The organism is Paraburkholderia sp. BL21I4N1 (assembly GCF_002973525.1).
Taxonomy (GTDB): Bacteria; Pseudomonadota; Gammaproteobacteria; order Burkholderiales; family Burkholderiaceae; genus Paraburkholderia.
Genome location: NZ_PVEN01000014.1, coordinates 106,424 through 129,228, shown reverse-complemented (window position 1 = coordinate 129,228; position 22,805 = coordinate 106,424). Strand labels below are relative to the sequence as shown.

Sequence of the window (22,805 nt, the reverse complement as noted above, 5' to 3'; positions counted from 1 at the left end):
TATTGCGGATTTTGAGTAGGTATAAACCCTTATATGCTGGTAACATAGCGCCCGAAAGGAAATTAATCGCTATGACACATCGTTTTCAGCTTCTGGAAAAAATCGCGTTTTCGCTGGTTTGCTGGTCCGCGGCGGCCTGTTCGGCCTTTATCGCTTATGAGCGCTGCCCGGATATCAAGGTCGTTTTACACGTTGGCGAAGAAGCCCTGCGCTACAGCGGGCAGTATTCGTTCGCCTGCTCGTCGCCGGTTGCCGACGCCTGTGCGCAATTCCCGACCAACTAATTAGCGGGCGGCGGCCACGTCGCCCGACTGCCCTCGCACGCTGCGCGCCCTCGCCGTACGCCGGCGCACGCTCTCGTAGCTGGCCGATCGCCGCGCGCCGTTAATTACGCGTCGCGGCCGAACACCACGCGCGCGAAGAATCCCGCCAGCACCTTCTCAGCCAGCTCCGTCGGCACGTTTTGCGGATCGATCGTGTAGAAGAACTGCACGCCGTCGCACAAACCCATCAAACCGATTGCCAGCGTTTCAGGCGTCATCAGCATCGGCGTGCCGACTCGCGCCGAGAATTCGCGAATATACGCGCCCAGTTGTTCCAGCTTCTCGTGCATGAACGCGTTGAAGCGGATCCGGAAACGGCCGTCGCGCACCGCCAGTAACTTGGCCTCCGCCCACAGCAGAAAACACTTGTTCTCGCAATGTAGCGTGCTGTAGTAGCGCAGCACGCGCGCCTCCATTTCCTCACGCGACGCCGCGCTCGCGAAGATTGCCTGTAGCCCGCCCTGCATGGCTTCGTGATCGCGCCTCAACAGTTCGAGAAACAGCTCGTTCTTGCCGCGAAAGTTCGAATAGAACGCGCCACGTGTGTAGCCCGCCGCCGCCGCGATGTCTTCGACGCTCGCCGCGACAAAACCTTTCTTCATAAAAATTGCTTGCGCGGCATCGAGCAGACGCAGGCGCGTCTGGTCTTTGCTCTGCTCGCGAGTGAGTCTTTGCCTTTTCATGGGCGGAAGTCTAGCACTGAAAAGATTTCCAATTCAGCATCACATTCAAATACAGGTGTGTATTAGAATGCACGGATTCATTCGAAGTCAACTACGTATGCCGGTTGCATGGATCGGCATACACGTTATCGCTGGCGGGCCGCTGCGGCTTGCCGTGTTCGTACGCTGTCTCCTGTTGGAGTAATTGTGAAGCGTCCCGGTCCTCCCGCATCGTCAGCGATGCGCCAGCAGTCTCATCGGCATGGTCGGCGCGCGCGGCGCGCCGTGCTCGCGCTAAGCCTTGCCGGCGTCGTCGCACTGACGGCGTGCTCGAAGAAAGAAGTGGCGGAGAACACGCCGCGTCCGGTGGTTGCCGTGGCGGTGCATGCCGACGGCAATGCCCAACAGGCGGCCTCGCTGCCCGGCGAAGTTCAGGCGCGCTATTCGACGCCGCTATCGTTTCGGGTGAGCGGCAAGATCGTCGAGCGGCTGGTGCGGCTCGGCGACGTCGTGAAGAACGGTCAGATCGTCGCCCGTCTCGACCCGGCCGATCAGCAGAAGAATGCCGCCAGCGCGCAGGCTCAACTGGCCGCCGCGGAGCACAGCCTTGTCTACGCGAAGCAGCAGCTCGATCGCGATCAGGCGCAGGCGAAAGAAAATCTGATCGCCCCCGCCCAGCTCGAACAGACCACCAATGCTTACGCTTCGGCGGCCGCGCAGCGCGATCAGGCCGCGCAGCAGGCCGCGTTGTCGAAAGATCAGTTGCAGTACACCACGCTCGCCGCGGATCACGCCGGCGTGATTACCGCCGAGCAGGCCGACACCGGCCAGAACGTGTCCGCCGGTCAGGCCGTCTACAACCTCGCGTGGAGCGGCGACATCGACGTGGTCTGCGACGTGCCGGAAAGCGCGCTGGCCGCGCTGTCGGTCGGCCAAACCGCGAGCGTCACGCTGGCCGCGCTGCCGGGCCGCAAGTTCAGCGCACGCGTGCGCGAACTGTCGCCCGCCGCCGATCCGCACAGCCGCACCTATCGCGCCAAACTCACGCTCGACAATCCCGGCCCGGACGTGCGCCTCGGCATGACCGCAGATATCGCGCTCGCCGCGCCGGCCAACGGCAACGCGAATCAGAACGGCGGCGCCTTCACCGTTGCCGCTACGGCGTTGTTCCACGACGGCACGCAACCGGCCGTGTGGATCGTACGCGCCGCGGACAACGCGCTGGAACTGCGCCGCGTCACGGTCACGCGCTACAACGAGCGCACTATCGTGATCGGCCAGGGGCTCAAGGACGGCGAGCGCGTCGTGCTGCAAGGCGTGCACACCGTCACCGCCGGCGAGAAAGTCCGGGTGGTTGCGCCGCTGCATCCCGAGGACTTCGCTTCATGAGCACCCCGCATGAAGAGGGACGCTTCAACCTGTCCGCATGGGCGCTGCGCCATCAGGCGCTGGTCGTTTTCCTGATCGCGCTCGCCACCGCCTTCGGCATCCTGGCCTATACAAAGCTCGCGCAATCCGAAGACCCGCCCTTCACGTTCCGCGTGATGGTGATCCGCACCTTCTGGCCCGGCGCCACCGCGCGCCAGGTGCAGGAGCAGGTGACGGACCGCATCGGCCGCAAATTGCAGGAAACGCCGGCCATCGACTTCGTGCGCAGCTATTCGCGCCCCGGCGAGTCGCTGATGTTCTTCTCGATGAAAGACTCGGCGCCGGTCAAGGACGTGCCCGAAACCTGGTATCAGGTGCGCAAGAAAGTCGGCGATATCGCGGCCACGCTGCCGCCGGGCATTCAAGGCCCGTTCTTCAACGACGAGTTCGGCGACGTCTACACCAACATCTACACGCTCGAAGGCGACGGCTTCTCCGCCGCGCAACTGCACGACTACGCGGACCAGTTGCGTACGGTGCTGCTGCGGGTGCCGGGAGTCGGTAAGGTCGATTATTTCGGCGATCCGGATCAGCACATCTACATCGAGATCGCCAACACGCAACTCACGCGTCTGGGCATCTCGCCGCAGCAACTCGGCCAGGCGATCAATTCGCAGAACAGCGTCTCGGCGGCGGGCACGCTGACCACCACCGACGACCGCGTGTTCGTGCGCCCCACCGGCCAGTTCAAAGACGTCAACGCACTCGCCGACACGCTGATCCGCATCAACAACCGTTCGTTCCGTCTCGGCGACATCGCCACGATCAAACGCGGCTACGACGATCCGGTCGTCACGCAGATGCGTTCCGGCGGCAAGGCCGTGCTCGGCATCGGCGTGACGATGCAGCCGGGCGGCGACGTGATCCAGCTCGGCAAGGCGCTCGACAAGCAGATGGTCCAGTTGCGTCAGGCGCTGCCCACGGGCCTGCAGCTCGTCGAAGTGTCGAGCATGCCGCACGCCGTCGCGCAATCGGTCGACGACTTCCTCGAAGCCGTGGCCGAAGCAATCGCGATCGTGCTGGTGGTCAGCCTGCTGTCGCTCGGCGTGCGCACGGGCATGGTGGTGGTGATCTCGATTCCGGTCGTGCTCGCCGTCACCGCGTTGTGCATGTATCTGTTCGATATCGGCTTGCACAAGGTGTCGCTCGGCACGCTGGTGCTCGCGCTCGGGCTGCTGGTCGACGACGCGATCATCGCCGTCGAAATGATGTCGGTGAAGCTGGAGCAAGGCTGGAACCGCACGCGCTCGGCCGCCTATGCGTACACCAGCACGGCGTTTCCGATGCTGACCGGCACGCTCGTGACCGTGTCCGGCTTCCTGCCGATCGCGCTCGCCAAGTCGAGCACAGGCGAATACACGCGGTCCATCTTCGAAGTGTCGGCGATCGCGTTGATCGCGTCGTGGCTCGCGGCGGTCGTGCTGATTCCGCTGCTCGGCTATCACATGCTGCCGGAGCGCAAACGCCAGGCGCACGAAGCGGACGACCACGAACACGACATCTACGACACACGCTTCTACACGCGGCTGCGCGGCTGGATCAGCTGGTGCATCGAGCGGCGCTTCATCGTGCTGGCGATCACCGTGGTGCTGTTCGTGGTGGCCATGGCGGGCTTCACGCTGGTGCCGCAACAGTTCTTCCCGAGCTCCGACCGTCCCGAGTTGCTGGTCGACGTGCGGCTGCCCGAAGGCGCTTCGTTCCAGGCAACGCTGCGGGAAGCTCAACGGCTCGAAAAAGTGCTGGTGGGCCGGCCTGAAATCGATCATACGGTGGACTTCGTCGGCAGCGGCGCGCCGCGCTTCTACCTGCCGCTCGACCAGCAATTGCAGACGCCGAATTTCGCGCAGTTCGTGATCACCGCGAAATCCGTGAAAGACCGCGAGAAGCTCGCGCAGTGGCTCGAACCGGAATTGCGCAATAACTTCCCGGCGATCCGCACGCGCCTGTCGCGTCTCGAGAACGGGCCGCCGGTCGGTTACCCGGTGCAGTTTCGCGTGAGCGGCGACGACATCGCCACCGTTCGCGCGATCGCCGAGCGCGTCGCGGCCACGCTGCGCGCCGACGGTGGCACCCGCAACGTCCAGTTCGATTGGGACGAGCCGGCCGAACGCTCGGTGCGCTTCGAAGTCGATCAGAAGAAAGCGCGCGAACTCGGCGTGAGCTCCGACGACATTTCCAGCTTCCTCGCGATGACCTTGTCCGGCTACACCGTCACGCAGTATCGCGAACGCGACAAGCTGATCAGCGTCGATCTGCGCGCGCCGAAAGCGGAACGCGTCGATCCAGCGCAGCTCGTCACACTGGCCATGCCGACGCCGAACGGTCCGGTGCCGCTCGGTACGCTCGGCCATCTGCGCAACAATCTCGAATACGGTGTGATCTGGGAACGCGATCGCCAGCCGACCATCACCGTGCAGTCCGACGTGGCGCCGGGCGCGCAAGGCATCGACGTCACGCATGCGGTCGACAAGGCGTTGAGTTCCATTCGCGCGACGCTGCCGGTCGGCTACCGGATCGAGATCGGCGGCTCGGTCGAGGAAAGCGGCAAAGGGCAGACATCGATCAACGCGCAGATGCCGATCATGATCATTGCCGTGCTGACGCTGCTGATGATCCAGTTGCAGAGCTTCGCGCGCGTGCTGATGGTGGTGCTGACCGCGCCGCTCGGGCTGATCGGCGTGGTCGCCACGCTGCTGCTGTTCGGTCAGCCGTTCGGCTTCGTCGCCATGCTCGGCGTGATCGCGATGTTCGGCATCATCATGCGTAACTCGGTGATTCTGGTCGATCAGATCGAGCAGGACATTGCTGCGGGACATCAGCGTTTCGACGCGATCGTCGGCGCGACCGTGCGGCGTTTCCGGCCGATCACGCTGACCGCCGCCGCGGCCGTGCTCGCGCTGATTCCGCTGTTGCGCTCGAACTTCTTCGGTCCGATGGCAACCGCGCTGATGGGCGGCATTACCAGCGCGACCATCCTCACGCTGTTCTATCTGCCCGCGCTGTACGCCGCGTCGTTCAGGGTGCGCGGCGACGAGCGCGAGCCACCGGCACCGTCCGGCGCGGCGCATTCGGGAAATTGATGAGCATGGCTACGATCCCCTTCTTCCGCTATCCGCGCATCGTCACGCTGGCCAGTGCGACGTGCGCGCTCGCCGCCTGTTCGTTCGGGCCCAATGGCGCACCGCCTGCGATGCCGCAGCCGGCTCACTACGGCGCCGCCGCGCAGCCGACCCAGACCGTGGCCGCGCAAGGCGTCACGCAGCACTTCGTGGTCGGCGCGAAGCCGGTGCCCGAATGGTGGAAGCAGTATCAATCGGACGCGTTGAACGCACTGGTCGACGAAGGTCTGCGCAACAGTCCGACACTCGCCGCCACCGACAAAAACCTGGCCGCCGCGCGCGAGCAGTTACGTGCGCAGATCGGCAGTTCGATGCTGCCGACCATCGATGCAGGTGGCCAGGCGACCCGCAATCGCGCGTTGACGATTCCCGGGTTCGGTCCCAGCACGATGCTGTACGACGTGTTCGTCGGGCAACTGCAGGCGCACTACACGATCGACCTGTTCGGCGCCTCGCGCCTCGCCGACGCGGCGCTGGCGTCGCGCGTGAACGTGCAGGCGTATCAGTTGGACGCGGCGCGCCGCGCGCTGGCCGCCAACATCGTGACGGCAGCCATCACGAGCGCCGCGCTGCGTGCGCAGATCGACACGACCGAACGGCTCGTGACGCTCGCCGACGATCAGGCGCGCGACACGCAGCGGCGTTACGTGTTGGGCGCGGTCTCGCATGCCGATCAGTTGAGCGCGCAACAAAGCGCGGCGAGTCTGTCGGCGAGCTTGCCGGGTTTGCGGCAGCAATGGTCGACCACGCGTCATGCGCTGGCGGTGCTGCTCGGCCGCACGCCGGACGCCGTGCCCGACGATCTCGCGCTCGCGCAGTTGCAGTTGCCGCAGCAGGTGCCGGTGGTGGTGCCTTCGGAACTGCTGCGCACGCGGCCCGACATTCAGGCGGCCGACGCCGCATTGAAAGCCGCGGCGGCCGACGTCGGCGTTGCGACGGCGCAGATGTTTCCGAGCCTGTCGCTGAGCGCGTCGATGGGACAAGGCGGGTTTAGCTGGCCGGTGGCGCTTTCGGGTGCGGGGGCGATCTGGAGTCTGGGGGCTTCGCTGTCGCAACCGCTGTTCCACGGCGGGGCGCTGTTCGCGCAGCGGCGCGCGGCGGTGGATACGTACGACGCGACGGTCTCGCAGTACAAGCAGACCGTGCTGTCCGCGTTCCAGAACGTCGCCGATTCGCTCGCCGCGCTCGAACACGACGCGCAGGCGTTGGATTCGGCTAACGTCGCGGCGCGCTCCGCGCAGGGGATTTTCGAGGAAACGTCGGGACGGTATCGTCTGGGCGCGGTGCCGATCGCGACGACGCGTTCCAGCGAACAGCAGTTCAGGAATGCGCAGCTCGATGAGATTCGCTATACGAGTGCGAGGTTGACGGATACGGCGGCGTTGTTTCAGGCGATGGGAAATCCGCCGGTTGAGACGGCGGGTGGCGTTGCAACCTCTGCCAATGCGCCTGCGGCGCCGGTGGTTCCGGCGTCGAACGTGACGGCAGTCAACTGACTAAACCTGGGATTCCGTACCAACATTCGCTGAGTTATCCCCAGTTTGTGTTGACAGGGTTGTTGATAACTCCTGGGCTAACGGGTTAAGTGCTTGATGCGAATGGGTTTATCGGGGGCGGTGCGGATGGGGGCAACGGCGGTCGATTTGTGACGAGATCTGCGCGCGGCGAGCGGGTTGATCCGCCCTCCTGACAAGATCGCGTCGCGATTGAAGACGCGGTTGAATGCGCCTTCAGCGCTGCTACGGCTTTTTCTTCGAGGCGGTCATGTCCAGGCCTTCGGGTGCGAGGTCTGGATGAAGCTGCCAAAGAGGCCTTAAAAGAAACGCGAACAGATGCCCGGCCACGTTTGCCGCTTCAACACGAAACATCTCCGCCTCCTCCTTCGAGCAGTGCTGTTCAACAACTTTCAGCGCATCCACGATGGAATGGTTCGCCGCGAGCAATTTGTCGCTAACTTCCGCTGCAACGCTTCTGTCTTCAATCATGACGTTTCCTTCAGCAATCGTTGTCCGCCATACATGCGTTTTTACACCTGAAAAAAGTAATGCCGTAGTCGGAAGTCTGAAATAGAACGTGGCATTTATCAATGCATCGCTCAGTCACTTCACGGCAACGCCTCGTAATCGGTTTGCCGTAAGCGCATTTGTCAAAACCAGCGTCGGAGTTGTCGTTGCTTCGGAATAGCTGAGCATAAAGAACGACAGGTAGCTGCGCGTAGACAGTTCACGGACATGTCATCCGCGAACGTGGTACGACGATATCAATTGAAGAATAACGATTGGAAACGTACGTGCAAGATAGCCTGCACGCCGTCCAACCCGCAGCCCCACAACTTATCCACAGATAATGTTGACAGCCCTGTTGATAACGCCTGGAGATCCCAACTAAGTACTTGAGCGCGCAACGGATTCAGTGCGAGACCGATTTGCCGACGCGGGCACGCCGAGCGGCAGCGCAGCCGCCCCCTCACCGCAAACGCTCAATAAACCCCCGCCTCTCCCGCCGGCCGGTTCTTGAACCGCTTATGCACCCAATAATATTGATCGGGAATCCGCCGAACCTGCGTCTCGAGAAATTCGGTGATCCTGCGCGCGTCGACGGCCACGTCGTCTGACGGAAAGTTACTTAGCGGTTCGAAAATCGTCAGCTTGTAGCCGCGATAATCCGGCAGCACTTCCGTCACGAACGGCACGACACGGGCATTGCCTGCCCGCGCCATCCGCGACACGGACGTCAGCGTGCAAGCCGGCACGCCGAAGAACGGCACGAACACCGAGTCGCGTAAGCCAAAATCCATATCGGCCGCCAGCATCACCGGCTTGCCCTCGCGCAGCACGCGCAACGCGCGCCGCACGCTGTCGCTGCGCGGAATCATCTCCGTGCCGAAACGGCCTCGCTGACGCCGCGCCATTGCATCGAGCAGCAGGTTCGACATCGGCGTGTAAAGCGACGCCACCGGATGCCGCGTCGAATACATCATGCAGCCCGCCTCGATCCCGACGAAATGGAAGCCGACGAAAATCGTCGGCTGCGATTGCATGTCGGACAGATCGATCGCGCTTTCCACTTCCACGAGCCGCGCGAGCGCCCGCGCATTGCCGAACCATTGCGGTCCGCGCTCCACGTAACTGCGGATCACATGACAGAAATGCGCCCGCGCGAGCCGTTCGCGCGCTTCGTCGCTCATGTCCGGAAAACACAGCTTCAGATTGGTGTGAACGACGCGCCGGCGGGCGCTCGGAATGCGGTACAGCAAAGCGCCGATCGCGGTGCCGATCCGCGCGACGGCGCCATACGGCAGGAATGCGAACGCGCGCAACAGACCTGTCATGAGACAGATGAGGATTCGACTTTTCACTCGGCGTGGACCCGGTGGATGCTAAATGGCGAACACGCCGGCCGCCACGGCCTCACGGCGCGCAACGATCGAAGTGGCATGCGCGTGCGTCAAACCGTGTCTCTCGCCGCGCTTTTTTTCTGGGGTGGACGCCTCGCCCGTGGCGAAACGTAGAGATGCTGGAGACCGACACCAGCCAGGTATCGGGAGTCCGTTAGGACCCGGTATGAAAGCACCGCAGGCGTGATTAAAACATACTGCGAATGCCGGGCACAAAAACTGCTGGAAGCTGCGCTGCCCAATGCCGTGAAATCCAAGCCTGGCAGGCGCTTCGCCAATCTTTCCAAATTTGACGTGCGCGGCCCACCGTATAGTGAACCGCGCCCGCTTAACGCAGCCTTAAGAAAATCCCGCTCGGGAACATCAAGGCTTGTTCGATTCGAACAGGTCGAGAATCTGCTTCTTCTCGTTCGACGACACGTTCGGCGGCGGCACCGCCGGCGGCGTCATGCCCGCCGGTCCGACGCCACCCACGGCATCGCTCGCGCCCGCGGTCGGATTCGCCGAATCCAGACCGATGCTGGCGACGAAGCCGTTGCCCGGTGTCATGTCGGTATAGAACAGCTCGCCGTCGACCGAGGTCACGCCGTCGGGCTGCGCCGGTTCGGCCTGCGGCACGCCGCGCAGCGCACGCTGCATATACTCGACCCAGATCGGCAACGCGAGTTGCGCGCCGAATTCGCGGCTGCCGAGGCTCTTCGGCTGGTCGTAACCCATCCACGCCACCGCCACCAGCGACTGCTGATAGCCCGCGAACCAGCCGTCTTTCGCGTCGTTGGTGGTCCCCGTCTTGCCCTGCAGGTCCGAGCGGTGCAGCACGTTGGTGCCCGCACCCGTACCGGCCGTCGCCACCGAATGCAGCAGGCTGTTCATGATGTAGGCGTTACGCGGTTCGAGCGTGCGCGGCGCGTCGCGCCCGGCCGTCAGCGGCTGCGCCTTGGAAAGCGGCTCGCCGCGCGCGTCCGTCACCTCGGCGATCAGATACGGATTGATCCGGTAGCCGCCGTTCGCGAACACCGAGTACGCCCCGGCCGACTGCAACGGCGTGACGAGGCCGGCGCCGAGCGCCATCGGCAGATACGGTGGCGTCTTGTCGGCGTCGAAACCGAAACGCTGCGTGACGAAGTCCTGTGCGTACTTGGTGCCGATGAACGACAGAATACGGATCGACACCAGGTTCTTCGACTTCTGCAGCGCGAGACGCATCGGCATCGGACCGTCCGGCTGGTCGTCGTCCTTCGGCTCCCACGCGTCGCCGCCCGGCGTGCTCGACGGGAAATACAGCGGCGCGTCGTTGATGATGGTGGCCGGTCCGAGACCTTTGTCCAGCGCCGCCGAATAGATGAACGGCTTGAAGCTCGAACCCGGCTGACGCCACGCCTGGGTGACATGGTTGAACTTGTTCTTGTTGAAGTCGAAGCCGCCCACCAGCGCGCGAATCGCGCCGTCCTGCGGCGTGAGCGACACCAGCGCGCCTTCCACCTGCGGCAACTGCGTGATCTGCCAGTTGCCGTTGTCGTCGGCGATCACGCGCACGATCGAACCCGGCTTGATCTTGGTGGCCGCGGTGGCGCGCGCGCTCAACCCGCCCGCGACGAAGCGCAGTCCGTCGCCGCTGATCGCCACCTGCGTGCCGTCCACCAGTTGCGCCTTCACCAGCTTCGGATTCGCGTCGGTCACCACGGCGGCGATGATCTCGCCGTTGTCGGGGTGATCGGTGAGCGCGTCGTCGATCGTCTGATCGCGGTCGTCGCCCGGCGGGGGCAGCTGCACGAACCCTTCCGGCCCGCGGTAGCCGTGCCGGCGCTCGTAGTCCATCACGCCCTTGCGCACCGCGCGGTAGGCAGCGTCCTGATCCGCCGAATCGATCGTGGTGGTGACGTTCAACCCGCGTGTATAGGTTTCGTCCTTGTACTGCGCGTACATCATCTGCCGCACCATTTCGGCGATGTACTCGGCGTGCACGCTGTATTCGTTACCCGGATTCTTGGTGTGAATCTCTTCCTTCACCGCCTGGTCGTACTGCTCCTGGCTGATGTATTTCAGCTCGAACATGCGCCGCAGAATGTACTCCTGGCGGATCTTCGCGCGCTTCGGATTGACCACCGGGTTATACGCGGACGGCGCTTTCGGCAGGCCGGCCAGCATCGCGGCTTCGGCCAGCGTGATGTCCTTCAGATCCTTGCCGAAATACACGCGCGCCGCCGACGCGAAACCGTAAGCGCGCTCGCCCAGATAAATCTGGTTCATGTACAGCTCGAGAATCTGGTCTTTGGTCAGCGCGCGCTCGATCTTGTACGCCAGCAGCATCTCGTAAATCTTGCGCGTGTAGGTCTTCTCGCTCGACAGGAAGAAGTTGCGCGCTACCTGCATCGTGATCGTGCTCGCGCCCTGCGAGGCGCCGCCGTGCGCGAGGTCGGCAAAACCGGCGCGCAGAATGCCCAGGAAGTCGACGCCGCCGTGCTCGTAGAAACGATAGTCTTCGATCGCGAGCACCGCTTTCTTCATCTGATCGGGAATGTCCTGGAAGCGCACGATGCTGCGCCGCTCGTCGCCGAATTCGCCGATCAGCACGTGGTCGGCGGTGTAGACCCGCAGCGGCACTTTCGGCCGGTAGTCGGTCAACGCGTCGAGCGACGGCAACTGCGGCCCCATCACCACCAGCGCGTAGCCGACGATCAGCGCGCCCACCACGGCGAGCGTGCCCAGCAGGCTGGCGAACCAGATCACGAGGGTCAGGCCGATCGACCGGCGGCCGCGCGCGTCACCTTCGGCCTCGCGCGAAGCGGCGTTACGTCCTGGCGTGCGTTGGTAGGAGTCCCGGTCTTCACCAGCCGGAGAATGGGAGGAATGCGGTCGTTTGATGATTGGCATGACTGGAATAGTGGGCGCATAACTGAACGCCTTTCTGCACACGCTCGTGGCGTGTGCATGGATCGTGATCGAGCACCGTGGCCTCGGACGCACACCGCCGCGCGGCCCTGTGCCCCCGGCCAGCCGCACGGCGCCCGGGACAGTGTCCGGCGCAACGTAACAGCGCATTTTAAAGAAATCAAGACAGGCCGAAGCGAGTTTTTTTGTAAGAATTCCCTTCGCGTTCCTTGCGCGCCCGCCGCTCCTGCCCCGCGCCGTCACGCCTTGCGCGGACGGCCTGGGTTATCAACAGAAAGTGTTGAAAGACCTGTGGACAAGCTCGCCGGAATCGTCACAAGCCGTTGATGTCACGGGATTTTCATGTCACGCCCGTTCCGCAGCGTTGCAACTCGTCTTATGATGGGTTCGGCGCGTGCATCGAACCGGCGCGCCGCGGAACGCTTTGCCGAACGCACCAGCAAGCGCACCAGCGAGCGTACTACCAGGCGCACTGCCAAGCCGCCCCGCCCATGCCAACAAGTATGCGAGCCGATCATGAACAAGCCCAGCGAACGCATCGTCGTATTCGTCACGACCGCGCAGAAACGCGCGATCGCCGCCACCGCCGAAAATCTGGGCATTAGCGTCAGCGAGCTGATGCGGCGCGCGGTGCTGAGCTTCGGCGCGACCAGCGAACAGGTGAAGGCGGCCAGCATCGTCGACCGCCTGCGCGCCCCGCGCGCGCCGGATGCGCTCGACGCCGCGTTGCAGCGGGTCGCGCGCGGCACGCGCCACGCGCGCGCGGCGCTGCCGGCGGCCTTGCAAACGCGTGGCGGCAGCGAAACCGGCGTGCCGGGCACAACGGGAGCAACGGGAGCAGCGAGCACGCCGTCGAACGCGAACGTCGTGCCGCGCCAACCCGCCGCAGCCGAGCCTGCGCCGCTGCTGCCGGCGGGGGTCGCCGCCGCGCTGGCCGCCGAGATCGACGACGAAGCCGTGGCCACGGCTGAAGCGGTAGCACGCGTGGCAGCCGCCAAAGCCGCCGCGGCCGAAGCCGCGACGCCGCCGCTCACCGACACGGAAGCGCAGCTGCGCGGCGTGCTCAAGCGCCCGCGCGTGGACAGTGCCCGCGACGACGACGATCCCCGCACCGATCCGAGCACCGAAGGCGGCCGCTTCGCTTGACGAAGCGTTTTAGCGCAAACGGGTATCGCAAATCGCGCCGGCAGATCGTTGAAAGTCATGCTGGGCGCGTTTAAACGCGCAAGCTTTCGACATTGCAAGCTTGACGAATTGAACCCGCAACTGGCGCGCGAGGTAAAAGCTTGGGCCTAGCTTTAGCCTGCTTTTTGCGCATCGTCTTTCGCGTCGCCAATCGCATTCAGCTGAACAGACTCCCGCTTCGCAACTCAGCCCACACAAGCCGCGGTGCTTCACATCGACGACACCCAACACGCGCACACTACGCGATTCCGTCATCGCGCCCTTTAAGGCGGATTTAAGCGAGCCTTGGTGTAATATCCGCGGGCGGCTGAATCACTGGCCGCGCGTTCTAACCGCGATCATGGTTGGCGATTCGATTCATCGATCGAACAATTTACGGCGCGGCTATTGCAAATGGCGAGCACGCCCCGAACTCCGGTCCGAACGTGCGCAGCTTCACGCGCAGCGGCGTAAAGTAGTAGTTAAAAGCAGTTGGACGCGCAGGATCACTCAGCGCCGACACCATTCTCTGGAGGTTTTCATGTCGCTATTCGACAGCATTTCGCGCACGCTTAAAGGTCTCCTTAACGACGCAGCCGATTCCGTGCAAGACCCGTCGCGCGATTCGCGCCAGATCGTGCGCGAACTCGACGAAAGCATCGCCAAAGCCGAGAACTCGCTGATCGAGATTCAGGCGCAAGTGGCCACGCAGCAAAGCAAGCGCGACGTTGCCGCGGACAAGGCGAAGAAGTACGAAGACGGCGCGAAGCGCGCGCTGCAATCCGGCGACGAAGCCCTCGCACGCGAAGCCCTCGGCGCACAAGCCACGGCCGAAGCCGAACGCGACGCGCTGGCGAAGGAACTGACCACGCTCGAACCTTCGGTCGCGCAACTGAAGAGCCAGATCGACGACATGCGCAGCCGTCGTAACGACCTGAACGCTCGCTCGAACATTCTGCAAGCCAAGCAGCAGATCGCGCAGGCAAAAGACGTCGCGGCTACGGCACTGGGTGGTATCGGCGGCAAGAACCTGTCGCAGGATTTCCAGAAGCTGGAAGACAAGGTCGCGCTGTCGAATGCCCGTTCCGACGCGCGCCTGAACTCCGCCGACGCAACCAGCGGCAAGGCGCTCGACGACAAGCTCGCGGATCTGAACCGTGGCCCGTCCGTCGAGGATCGTCTCGAAGCATTGAAGAAGCAGATCAATACGCCGGCTCAGTAATTGCGTCAGCAGTAGCTCCTCGCTTACGCCAGGCAAGCGCCGGAGCGCCTGGTAGCCGGTCGCCGGGACTCCGGCCGCCGGCCACCAGAAACGACTGAAGGAGACGGGCGCCACGCGCCTGGTCCGACCATGAAAAAATTTCTCGCAGGCGCATTCGCTTCGTTGCTGTTCGTATCGGCCGCAGCCTTCGCGGTGCCGACGGTTCAGCAGATCGAATCCGCCATGTCGCAAGGCAACTGGCAGCAGGCCGACGCCGGCTTGAGCGAAGTGTTGCAGGCCCATCCGAACAATGCCCGCGCGCACTATCTGTACAGCCAGGTGCTGGATCGCGAAGGCCGCTATGCCGACGCGCTCGCCCAGGTCCAGCAGGCCAAGACGCTCGACCCGCAAATCCGCTTCACCGACCCGACCCGTTTCGCGCAGACCGAAGCGCGCATCCGCAAAGACGCGGAACGCGCCGGCGGCAACTCGGGCAACACCACCGCGCCGAACCCGTTCGCGCAGCAGAACGCGCCGGCCGTGCAGCAGCAGTCGGCGACGATGTCGCCTGCGCCGCAACGGCATGGTCCGGGCATGGGCATGTGGATCGGCATCATTCTGCTGATCGGCGCAATCGCGCTGGTGTTGCGCTGGACGCTGCGTCGCGCGCGTTCCCAGGACGACACGCGCGCCGACGACGATCGCCGCGTGCAGCTGAAGCGCGCTACCGACATGCTCAACGCCGTGCGTTCGCTGAAGCTCGACGTGAAGCTCTCCACCGTGCAAGGTCACGAAGCGCTGGAGAAAGAAGTCGAAGCAACCGAAGACCAGTTGCGCGGCCTCGTCGAAACACTGTCGAACAGCAAGAACCCGGTCCCGCCGTATCAGCTCGACGAACTCGAACAACGCATCGGCAGCCTGCGCGCACGCGCCGACGGCCGGCCCGATCCGTACGCCGCGCCGGCAGCCGCCACGCAACAATCGCCTTATGCGCAGGAAGCCGACCGTTTCGGCAATCCGCCGCAAGCGCCCTATCCGCAGCAAGGTCCGTATCAGCAGCAGCCGCAGGTTATCGTGCAGCAAGGCGGTGGCGGTTTCGGCGGCGGCATGGGCGGTCTGCTGACCGGCGTGCTGCTCGGCGAAGCGCTGAACTCGGGCCGCGAGCGCGTGGTGGAGCGCGACGTGATCGTCGACGACGAAACGCGCCGGCGCGGCAACGACGGCGGCAATGGCGGAGGCCTCGACTTCGGCCAGGGCTCGAACGACTGGAACGACAACAGCGGCGGTGGCGTCGACATGGGCAGCAACGACGACTCCGGCGGCTGGAACGATACCTGAGCGGCGTAGCCGCACGGCAAGCTGAAACAAAAATGGGCTCCTTCAAAAAGGAGCCCATTTTTTATGCCGGTTTTGATTCAGCTTCAGTTAACGGATTTCACACCGGCACCGAAACCGGCGCCCTGCCCGTTTCATGCTGCGCCAGCAAGATCGACCCGGCAAACAACCGGACAATAAAACGCTCCGCATACGCAACCAGCGCCTCACGCCGCGCCGCATCCGCGCTGATATATTCCGCCGACAGATGAAACAGCTGCAGCACGATCTGCGTGCAGACTTCGTCGACGGTATCGCGCTCGAGCGTCGGCATCAGTGTCAACTGAACGACGTCGTCGGCCATTTCCGCCGACACCTCGTGGAGGTTCGCGCGCACCGCCTCGCGCAACGCCGGCGACGTACCGTGATACTCGGCCAGCGCGCTCAGAAAGGCCTCACGGTTCTCCAGCGCGAACGCGAAGAACGCCACGCACGCGCGACGCGGCACGCTCTGCGGCTCGGCGTGCGCGGCGAGCCAGCGCTCGCGCCGCAACATGGGCCGTAGGCGCCGGCTTACCGACTCGACCGCCTCGCGCGCCAGGTCGTCGAGCGTGTCGAAGTGACGGTAGAACGTGTTGGGATTCAGCCCTGCCTCGCGGGCCAGTTCGCGCAACCCCAGGCTTGCGAAGCTGCGCCCGCCCGCTGTGAGCCGCAACGCGGCTTCGATCAGCTTGCGCTTGCCGGCCGGCAATTCCTGCGCGGTCGCGAGATCGGGGTCGGCAGCGTTCGACGCTTCGGAGACGGGGTTCATGAGCTTTCAATCACGGTGCGCCGTGCGCGTTTAATAGCGGTACTCTAAACGATCTTGACGCCAAGTGCACAGTTGTCTACTCTGCGCGTTATACCGGAGTAGACATATGTAGACTCCCGAACTACGTTCCATGCCGGAGATCACCGTGACGCCCGCCTCTTCCCCTTCCTCCGCCGCACCGCACATTGCCATCGTAGGCAGCGGCTTTGCCGGCATCGGCATGGCGATCCGTCTGCTGCAAATGGGCATTACGTCGTTCACCGTTTACGAAGCCGCCGCCGATATCGGCGGTACGTGGCGTGACAACACCTATCCCGGCGCAGCTTGCGACGTGCCGTCGCATCTCTATTCGTTTTCGTTCGAGCCGAACCCGGCATGGTCGCGCGCGTTTGGCGGCCAGGCGGAAATTCTCGACTATCTGAAGCATTGCGCGCGCAAATATGGCGTGGATCGCTACGTGCGTTGCAACGCGCCCGTAACCGCCGCCCGCTTCGATGCAACGCGCCAGGTGTGGAACGTCGAGATCGACGCGCGCGGCGCGCGTGAAACCATCGAAGCGGACGTGGTGATCGCCGCGAGCGGTCCGCTGTCGCGTCCGGCGATGCCGCGAATCGCGGGGCTCGATAGTTTCAAAGGCAAGCTGTTTCATTCGGCCCGCTGGGACCACGCGTATCCGCTCGAAGGCAAACGCGTCGCGGTGATCGGCACCGGTGCGAGCGCGATCCAGTTCGTGCCGCGAATCCAGCCGCGCGTCGCGCAGCTCGACCTGTTCCAGCGCACCGCGCCGTGGATCATGCCGAAGCCGGACAAGCCGGTCGGGCCGCGCGCGCATTGGCTGTTCCGGCATCTGCCGTTCACGCAGCGGTTCGTGCGCAGCGCGATTTACTGGCAGCTCGAATCGCGCGCCATTGCGTTCGTGGTCAATCCCAAGCTGATGAAAATGCCGATGAAGTTCGGCCTCAGCTATCTCGAACGGCGCGTGCCGGACCCCGCGCTGCGCGCCAAACTCACGCCGAACTACCGGCTCGGCTGCAAGCGCGTGCTGCTGTCGAGCGATTACTACCCGGCGCTCGGCAAACCGAATGTCGACGTGATCACGACCGGCATTCGCGAGGTCGTCGCCGACGGCATCGTGACCGAAGACGGTGTGCTGCATCGTGCCGACGCCATCGTCTGCGGCACCGGTTTCCAGGTCAACGACGTCGGCGCGCCGTTCGACGTGACCGGCCTCGGCGGTGCGGATCTCGGCGCGATGTGGCTGCGCGACGGTCCGGAAGCCTATCTCGGCGTGAGCGTCGCCGACTTCCCGAACTTCTTCATGATCGTTGGCCCGAACACCGGGCTCGGTCATAACTCGATGATCTACATGATCGAGTCGCAGGTGCAATACATCGCCGATTGTCTGCGCGAGTTGCGCCGCCGCAAAGCACGCACGATGAATCTACGGCCCGACGTGCAGCGCGATTTCAACGCGCGCCTGCAGAAGGATATGCAGCACTCGGTGTGGGTCAGCGGCTGCCATAGCTGGTATCAGACCAGGAGCGGCAAGGTGACGGCGCTGTGGCCGGGTTTCACGTTCAGCTTTCGCAAGCGGACGCGGCGCGTGCGGCCGGGGGAATATCGCTTCGCGCCGTAAGGCCGTGGGCGGTAACGGTTTGACGCATTCCGACGAGTCGAACAACCAGGGAGACAAGCATCATGGCAAGCATCGAATCCACCTCGCCCGCCACCACTACGCCGTTGCCGCCGCGCTCGCTCGCCGCGCGCCTGGGCCTGACCAGCGTGCCGCGCGATGAATTGCGGCGCCGCTACACGCAAAGCGGCTCGCGGTTCGTCGAACTCATGGGTGCCGACGTGCACTACGTCGACGAAGGCAGCGGGGACACGATCGTGATGATTCACGGCTTCGCGTCGTCGCTGCATACGTGGAACCGCGTCGCCGACGAACTCAAGCGCGAGCATCGCGTGATTCGCCTCGATCTGCCGCCGTTCGGCGTAACCGGACCGCTGCGTTCCCGCAGCGGCGAAATCGACACGATGAACCTGCCGACCTACCGGCGCTTCATCGACACGTTCATGCAGGCGCTCGGCGTTACCCGCGCGACCTTGATCGGCAACTCGCTCGGCGGGCTGATTTCGTGGGACTACGCGGTGCGCCACCGCGACGCCGTCGAACGGCTGGTGCTGATCGACTCGGCCGGCTTTCCGATGAAGCTGCCGATTTACATCGACCTGTTCAATCACGCGTTGGTGCGAATGAGTTCGCCGTGGTGGCTGCCCGAGCCCATTATCAAAAGCGCGGTGCGCAACGTGTACGGCGATCCGCGCAAGATCGACGCGGTGACGATGCGGCGCTACGTCGACTTCTTTCACGCCGAGGGCGCGCGCACCGCGATCGGCAAGATGGTGCCGACGCTCGATTTCAAGGAAGTCGATACCGAGGTGCTGAGAACGCTCGACGTGCCCACGCTGGTGCTGTGGGGCGCCAGGGATCGCTGGATTCCGCCCGCGCACGCGAACGAGTTCGCGAGCCGTATTCCGGGCGCTCAATCGGTGATGTATCCGGGGCTTGGCCACATTCCGATGGAAGAAGCGCCCGATCGGGTGATGACGGATCTGCGCGCGTTTCTCGGCACGCCGGGCGCGGGTGTGCCGGTTGACGAAGACAGCCGTCGCGCGCCGGTCTGAACTTCAGCCCGGCCCCCTCACCCGCCGCCGAGAAACCGCAACAGCCCCCACAAGAACTTGCAGAGCATCACGATCAGCTCCCACAGGTGATAGAGCTGTTGCCAGCCCGAAACGCGCGCGAAGGAGTCGATCATGATGGATGGAGGCAAGAAATCAGGGCTGCGGATGGCGGTTCGACCGCACATCATAACGACTGCGGGATAGCCCGTATCAAGTCGATTGAAAGTCTGCCGTAAACGCATCGAGGAGACGCTGCATCCGCCAGGGATGACAGCGCAACCCGAGCGCGCTACGCGCGCCATCGAGGAGACGTAAATGATGCGTTTCAAATTCCGCAGACGGGTGCATTCACAAGGTGTGGTCGGCGATATTGCGGCGCAGGCCGGCAAACTCGGCATTGAAATCTGCGACGTCTCGGGCCACGTCGAGGAAGTCGCCGCGCGCGTGCAACATCAGGCGCAGGTTTGCCGCGCGCTGCGCGAATCCGCGGCGCAGACGCTGGCGGGCAATCATCGCATTGCGACTGCCGCACGCGCAATGCGCAACGTGTCGGCCGAGGCCGCGACCGGTGTGCAGGCGTCGCAGGAGACCTTGCAGGCCTCGCTTGCCGACATTCACGGACTCGTCGAAGGCGTGACGGTGATCGAGAGTCAGATCGGCGCGTTACGCAGCGCGTTGGCGCATGTGAGCCGGGTCTCCGAAGAGATTTCGCTGATCGCGCGTCAGACGCATCTGCTGGCGTTGAACGCCGCGATCGAAGCGGCGCGCGCGGGCGATTCCGGCAAGAGTTTCGCGGTGGTGGCCGCCGAGGTGAAGAACCTGTCGGCGAAGACCGCGCAAGCTACCGGGCAGATCGAAACGACGCTCGCGCAACTCACGCAGCAGACCGAGCAACTGATTAGCGAGGGATCGGTGAATACCGAGCGGGCGCATCGGGTGCGTGAAGGCACGCGCAAGATCGGCGACGTCGTGCATGCAACGGGCGATGCGATTGCGCAATTGAACCACGATGCGGGTGAGATTGCCGCGTTGACCGGCGAGATCGAAACGCAGTGCGATGGACTCGAGGCGCAGGTGCTCGAAATGGCGAGCGGCGTCGAGGATTCGAGCGAGAACTTCGTGCAGGCCAAGAACCGGTTGGGGAATCTGCTGGGGGTATCGGAGACGCTGATCGAGTTGACGGCCGCGACGGGCGTCGAGACCGCGGATACGCTTTTTATCGATGCGGTGCAGCGGGCCGCTGCGGCGGTGAGTCAGGTGTTTGAGACCGCTGTCGCGCGGGGTGAAGTGTCGATCGAGGATCTGTTCGATCAGCGATATGTGGCGGTGGCCGGGAGTAATCCTCCGCAGTTCGTTACGCGGTTTACCGCGTTTACCGATCGGGTGTTGCCGGCTATTCAGGAGCCATTGCTCAAGCTCGATTCGCGGGTGGCGTTTTGTGCCGCCGTCGATTTGCGGGGGTATTTGCCGACGCACAATCTGAAGTTCTCCCTGGCGCAGCGGGAGGATGTGGTCTGGAACATGGCGAATTGCCGGAATCGACGGATGTTCGATGATCGGACCGGGATTGCCGCCGCTTCGCATACCAAGCGGTTTTTGTTGCAGACGTATCGGCGGGATATGGGGGGTGGAGAGTTTGTTTTGATGAAGGATGCGTCCGCGCCGGTTTTTGTTGGGGGAAGGCATTGGGGCGGGGTTCGGGTGGGATATCGGGTTTGAGGTGTTTTGCGGATAAACCGAACGGTCATATCGACCAATCCATGTTTATCAATCGCCCGGTGAAAAATAGAATCGACCTCGCTTCCTATCGATCGAACCAGCGAGGTCGCCCTCCATGCCACACGACCGGAATCGACTCACGTCCCGTGCCATCCTTGAAGAAATAATCCAGCTTCTTCGCCGACACCCTGCCCCGAAAACCGCTTCGGAAATCCACCACGACAACCAGAAAATCAGCGCGGTCCAGCTACCCAAAATCCGCGCCTTCGTCGAAGCCAACCAGCCGATCGAATTCGTCCTCCCCGCCTTCCCGTCGAAATCCCCCAACCCCGCGAAAGTACTAGGCCGCCTCCCCGACATGGCGGAAAAACTCTCGCTCTCGTTCCTCAACGCGCTCTGCCAGCGCATTCAACACCATCACCCACCAGGCGCCAAACTGACAATCTGCTCGGACGGTCGCGTCTTCGGCGATCTGATCCGGGTCGACGACCACCACGTCAGCGCCTATCTGAAGGCCTTGCAACGCCTCATCGCCGACTGTCGCGCGGACCACCTCGAATTGGTCAACCTCGAACAGATCAGCCCACACGCCGCTCACACCGCCAACTTCAATGCGATGCGCGAACAACTGGTCGACGAATACGCGCATCCCATCGAGACGATCAAACAGACACTCCTCGGCGATCCAGCGGGCACGCAACTCTATCGCGCCATTACCCGCTTCCTGTTCGAAGACGGCCTGACGCCCTACTATCGCGGCTCCCGAACCGCCCTGCAAAAGGATTCGAAAACCCGCGCGCTCGCGGTGATTCAGCGCAGCTGGGCATGGGGCGCGCTGCTCGCCAGGCGGTTCCCGGACGCGATCCGTCTGTCGATTCATCCGCAACCGGCAACCGGCCCAAAAATCGGCATTCACCTGATGCCGACGCACGACAACTGGCTAACGCCGTGGCACGGCGTCGCAGTCGAACGCAACGGCCAGTTCACGCTGATGAAACGCCGCGACGCCGCGCGGCTGGGTGGCCGCATCGTGATGCAAGATCAACAGGCGAGCCACTATCGGATCGATCCGGCGCATCTCGCCAACCGCTACCCGCCCGTTCCTCAAAACAGCATCCGCCAGGCGGCGCTGACCGGTGCGGAGCTCGTCCCGATCAGGCCGGAGGTTCAATGATCGATCTCTTCGTGCAACGCTCGCTGAGCTTCGAACCGTTGCTCGGCAGCACCGGCAACGCCTGTTCGTTCGGTATCCTCGTGACCTCGCGCCGTCCGGATCTTCATGTCGACGAGCTGTGGGCCGAATGGTTGCGCGCGCTGGTGCATCGCCATCAACTGGTCGTCTTGCGCGGTTTCGACAGCTTCGACGACGCCGGCGGCCTGAGCCGTTTTTGCGCGACGTTCGGCGAAATCATGATGTGGCCGTTCGGCGCGGTGCTCGAACTGGTCGAGCACGCCGACCCCGAGGATCATATCTTCGCGAGCAGCTATGTACCTTTGCATTGGGACGGGATGTACCTGGCAACCGTGCCGGAATACCAGCTGTTTCATTGCGTCCACGCACCCGGCGACACGCAAGGCGGACGCACCACGTTTTCGAGCACCCGCGAGGCGCTGCACATCGCGACGCCACAGGCCCAGGCACTCTGGCGCCGGGCCAGCGGCATCTATCAACGCAAGGTCGCGCTCTACAGCGCCACGGTGGTGGCGCCGATTGTCGGCCGGCATCCACGCCGCGCGTTTCCGGTGCTGCGGTTTTGCGAACCGCCGCTCGACGGCGACAGCAGCTTCATCAATCCCTGCGCCCACGCGTTCGACGGCATCGGCGAACACGAGCGGGAGGCGCTGCTCGCGAGTCTGCGGCAGGCACTCTACGATCCGCGCGCGCACTACGCGCATCGCTGGCAAACGGGCGACGTCGTGTTGACCGACAACTTCACCTTGCTGCACGGACGCGAACGCTTCGTCAGCCGCAGCGGGCGACATTTACGCCGCGTGCATGTCCATAGCGCGCCGCCGCTGCACAACCCGCATCTATCGACACGGCCGCGTGATGCAGCCGTCTGAGCCCCTCCTCCCCGGCGCCGGCG

General features: G+C 63.8%; 17 protein-coding genes. 12 read left to right on the top strand and 5 right to left on the bottom strand.

Translation table 11 applies throughout. The features are described 5' to 3' along the window. Nucleotides 1–71: 71 nt before the first annotated feature. Nucleotides 72–284, top strand: coding sequence for a hypothetical protein (locus B0G83_RS28320; protein ID WP_105510698.1), 213 nt, complete (start codon nucleotides 72–74; stop codon nucleotides 282–284). A 104-nt stretch (nucleotides 285–388) separates the two neighbouring features. On the opposite strand, the gene B0G83_RS28315 is transcribed toward B0G83_RS28320, so the two are convergent. Next, nucleotides 389–1,006 (bottom strand): TetR/AcrR family transcriptional regulator, encoded by a 618-nt coding sequence (locus tag B0G83_RS28315; RefSeq protein ID WP_105510697.1) that lies wholly within the window; start codon nucleotides 1,004–1,006, stop codon nucleotides 389–391. Between the two features lie 219 nt (nucleotides 1,007–1,225). Between B0G83_RS28315 and B0G83_RS28310 the strand changes: the two genes are divergently transcribed. The 3 genes from B0G83_RS28310 to B0G83_RS28300 are packed head-to-tail and all read left to right on the top strand — an operon-like array spanning nucleotide 1,226 to nucleotide 7,028. Continuing rightward, on the top strand, nucleotides 1,226–2,374 hold the full coding sequence (locus B0G83_RS28310; protein WP_105510696.1) for an efflux RND transporter periplasmic adaptor subunit: 1,149 nt from the start codon (nucleotides 1,226–1,228) through the stop codon (nucleotides 2,372–2,374). Further along, entirely contained in the window at nucleotides 2,371–5,493 is a 3,123-nt protein-coding gene (locus B0G83_RS28305) for an efflux RND transporter permease subunit (RefSeq protein ID WP_105510695.1), read from the top strand. The genes B0G83_RS28310 and B0G83_RS28305 overlap by 4 nt, the downstream gene beginning before the upstream one ends. Before the next feature lie 5 nt (nucleotides 5,494–5,498). Beyond that, nucleotides 5,499–7,028, top strand: coding sequence for an efflux transporter outer membrane subunit (locus tag B0G83_RS28300; protein ID WP_105510694.1), 1,530 nt, complete (start codon nucleotides 5,499–5,501; stop codon nucleotides 7,026–7,028). 243 nt (nucleotides 7,029–7,271) lie between these two features. Here the strand turns inward: B0G83_RS28300 and B0G83_RS28295 are convergent, their stop codons facing one another. The 3 genes from B0G83_RS28295 to B0G83_RS28285 all read right to left on the bottom strand — a co-directional run bounded on the left by B0G83_RS28295 (nucleotide 7,272) and on the right by B0G83_RS28285 (nucleotide 11,803). Next, nucleotides 7,272–7,517, bottom strand: a complete 246-nt coding sequence (locus tag B0G83_RS28295; protein WP_105510693.1) for a hypothetical protein — start codon at nucleotides 7,515–7,517, stop codon at nucleotides 7,272–7,274. Nucleotides 7,518–8,011: 494 nt separating this feature from the next. Further along, complete coding sequence (locus B0G83_RS28290) at nucleotides 8,012–8,863, bottom strand: lipid A biosynthesis lauroyl acyltransferase (protein ID WP_258168364.1); 852 nt, start codon at nucleotides 8,861–8,863, stop codon at nucleotides 8,012–8,014. A 429-nt stretch (nucleotides 8,864–9,292) separates the two neighbouring features. After that, nucleotides 9,293–11,803 carry a penicillin-binding protein 1A gene (locus B0G83_RS28285; protein WP_105510691.1) on the bottom strand — a complete coding sequence of 837 codons (2,511 nt, stop codon included), beginning with the start codon at nucleotides 11,801–11,803 and terminating at the stop codon, nucleotides 9,293–9,295. Nucleotides 11,804–12,337: 534 nt separating this feature from the next. On the opposite strand from B0G83_RS28285, the gene B0G83_RS28280 reads away from it, so the two are divergent. The 3 genes from B0G83_RS28280 to B0G83_RS28270 all read left to right on the top strand — a co-directional run bounded on the left by B0G83_RS28280 (nucleotide 12,338) and on the right by B0G83_RS28270 (nucleotide 15,524). Then, nucleotides 12,338–12,967, top strand: a complete 630-nt coding sequence (locus tag B0G83_RS28280; RefSeq protein WP_105510764.1) for a hypothetical protein — start codon at nucleotides 12,338–12,340, stop codon at nucleotides 12,965–12,967. Nucleotides 12,968–13,526: 559 nt separating this feature from the next. Then, nucleotides 13,527–14,207, top strand: a complete 681-nt coding sequence (locus tag B0G83_RS28275) for a PspA/IM30 family protein (protein ID WP_035545919.1) — start codon at nucleotides 13,527–13,529, stop codon at nucleotides 14,205–14,207. A 129-nt stretch (nucleotides 14,208–14,336) separates the two neighbouring features. Continuing rightward, on the top strand, nucleotides 14,337–15,524 hold the full coding sequence (locus B0G83_RS28270; protein ID WP_105510690.1) for a tetratricopeptide repeat protein: 1,188 nt from the start codon (nucleotides 14,337–14,339) through the stop codon (nucleotides 15,522–15,524). 97 nt (nucleotides 15,525–15,621) lie between these two features. Here the strand turns inward: B0G83_RS28270 and B0G83_RS28265 are convergent, their stop codons facing one another. After that, nucleotides 15,622–16,311, bottom strand: coding sequence for a TetR family transcriptional regulator (locus B0G83_RS28265; RefSeq protein ID WP_181157115.1), 690 nt, complete (start codon nucleotides 16,309–16,311; stop codon nucleotides 15,622–15,624). Nucleotides 16,312–16,456: 145 nt separating this feature from the next. Here B0G83_RS28265 and B0G83_RS28260 point away from each other — a divergent pair, with 145 nt between their 5' ends. The 5 genes from B0G83_RS28260 to B0G83_RS28240 all read left to right on the top strand — a co-directional run bounded on the left by B0G83_RS28260 (nucleotide 16,457) and on the right by B0G83_RS28240 (nucleotide 22,782). Continuing rightward, complete coding sequence (locus tag B0G83_RS28260) at nucleotides 16,457–17,947, top strand: NAD(P)/FAD-dependent oxidoreductase (RefSeq protein WP_105510762.1); 1,491 nt, start codon at nucleotides 16,457–16,459, stop codon at nucleotides 17,945–17,947. A 62-nt stretch (nucleotides 17,948–18,009) separates the two neighbouring features. Then, nucleotides 18,010–18,999: an alpha/beta fold hydrolase gene (locus B0G83_RS28255; RefSeq protein ID WP_105510689.1), complete on the top strand. Its 990-nt coding sequence runs from the start codon at nucleotides 18,010–18,012 to the stop codon at nucleotides 18,997–18,999. 315 nt (nucleotides 19,000–19,314) lie between these two features. Then, nucleotides 19,315–20,718 carry a methyl-accepting chemotaxis protein gene (locus B0G83_RS28250; RefSeq protein WP_105510688.1) on the top strand — a complete coding sequence of 468 codons (1,404 nt, stop codon included), beginning with the start codon at nucleotides 19,315–19,317 and terminating at the stop codon, nucleotides 20,716–20,718. A gap of 115 nt (nucleotides 20,719–20,833) precedes the next feature. Further along, nucleotides 20,834–21,892, top strand: a complete 1,059-nt coding sequence (locus tag B0G83_RS28245) for an L-tyrosine/L-tryptophan isonitrile synthase family protein (protein ID WP_105510687.1) — start codon at nucleotides 20,834–20,836, stop codon at nucleotides 21,890–21,892. Then, nucleotides 21,889–22,782 carry a TauD/TfdA family dioxygenase gene (locus B0G83_RS28240; RefSeq protein ID WP_105510686.1) on the top strand — a complete coding sequence of 298 codons (894 nt, stop codon included), beginning with the start codon at nucleotides 21,889–21,891 and terminating at the stop codon, nucleotides 22,780–22,782. The genes B0G83_RS28245 and B0G83_RS28240 overlap by 4 nt, the downstream gene beginning before the upstream one ends. Nucleotides 22,783–22,805: the final 23 nt, after the last annotated feature.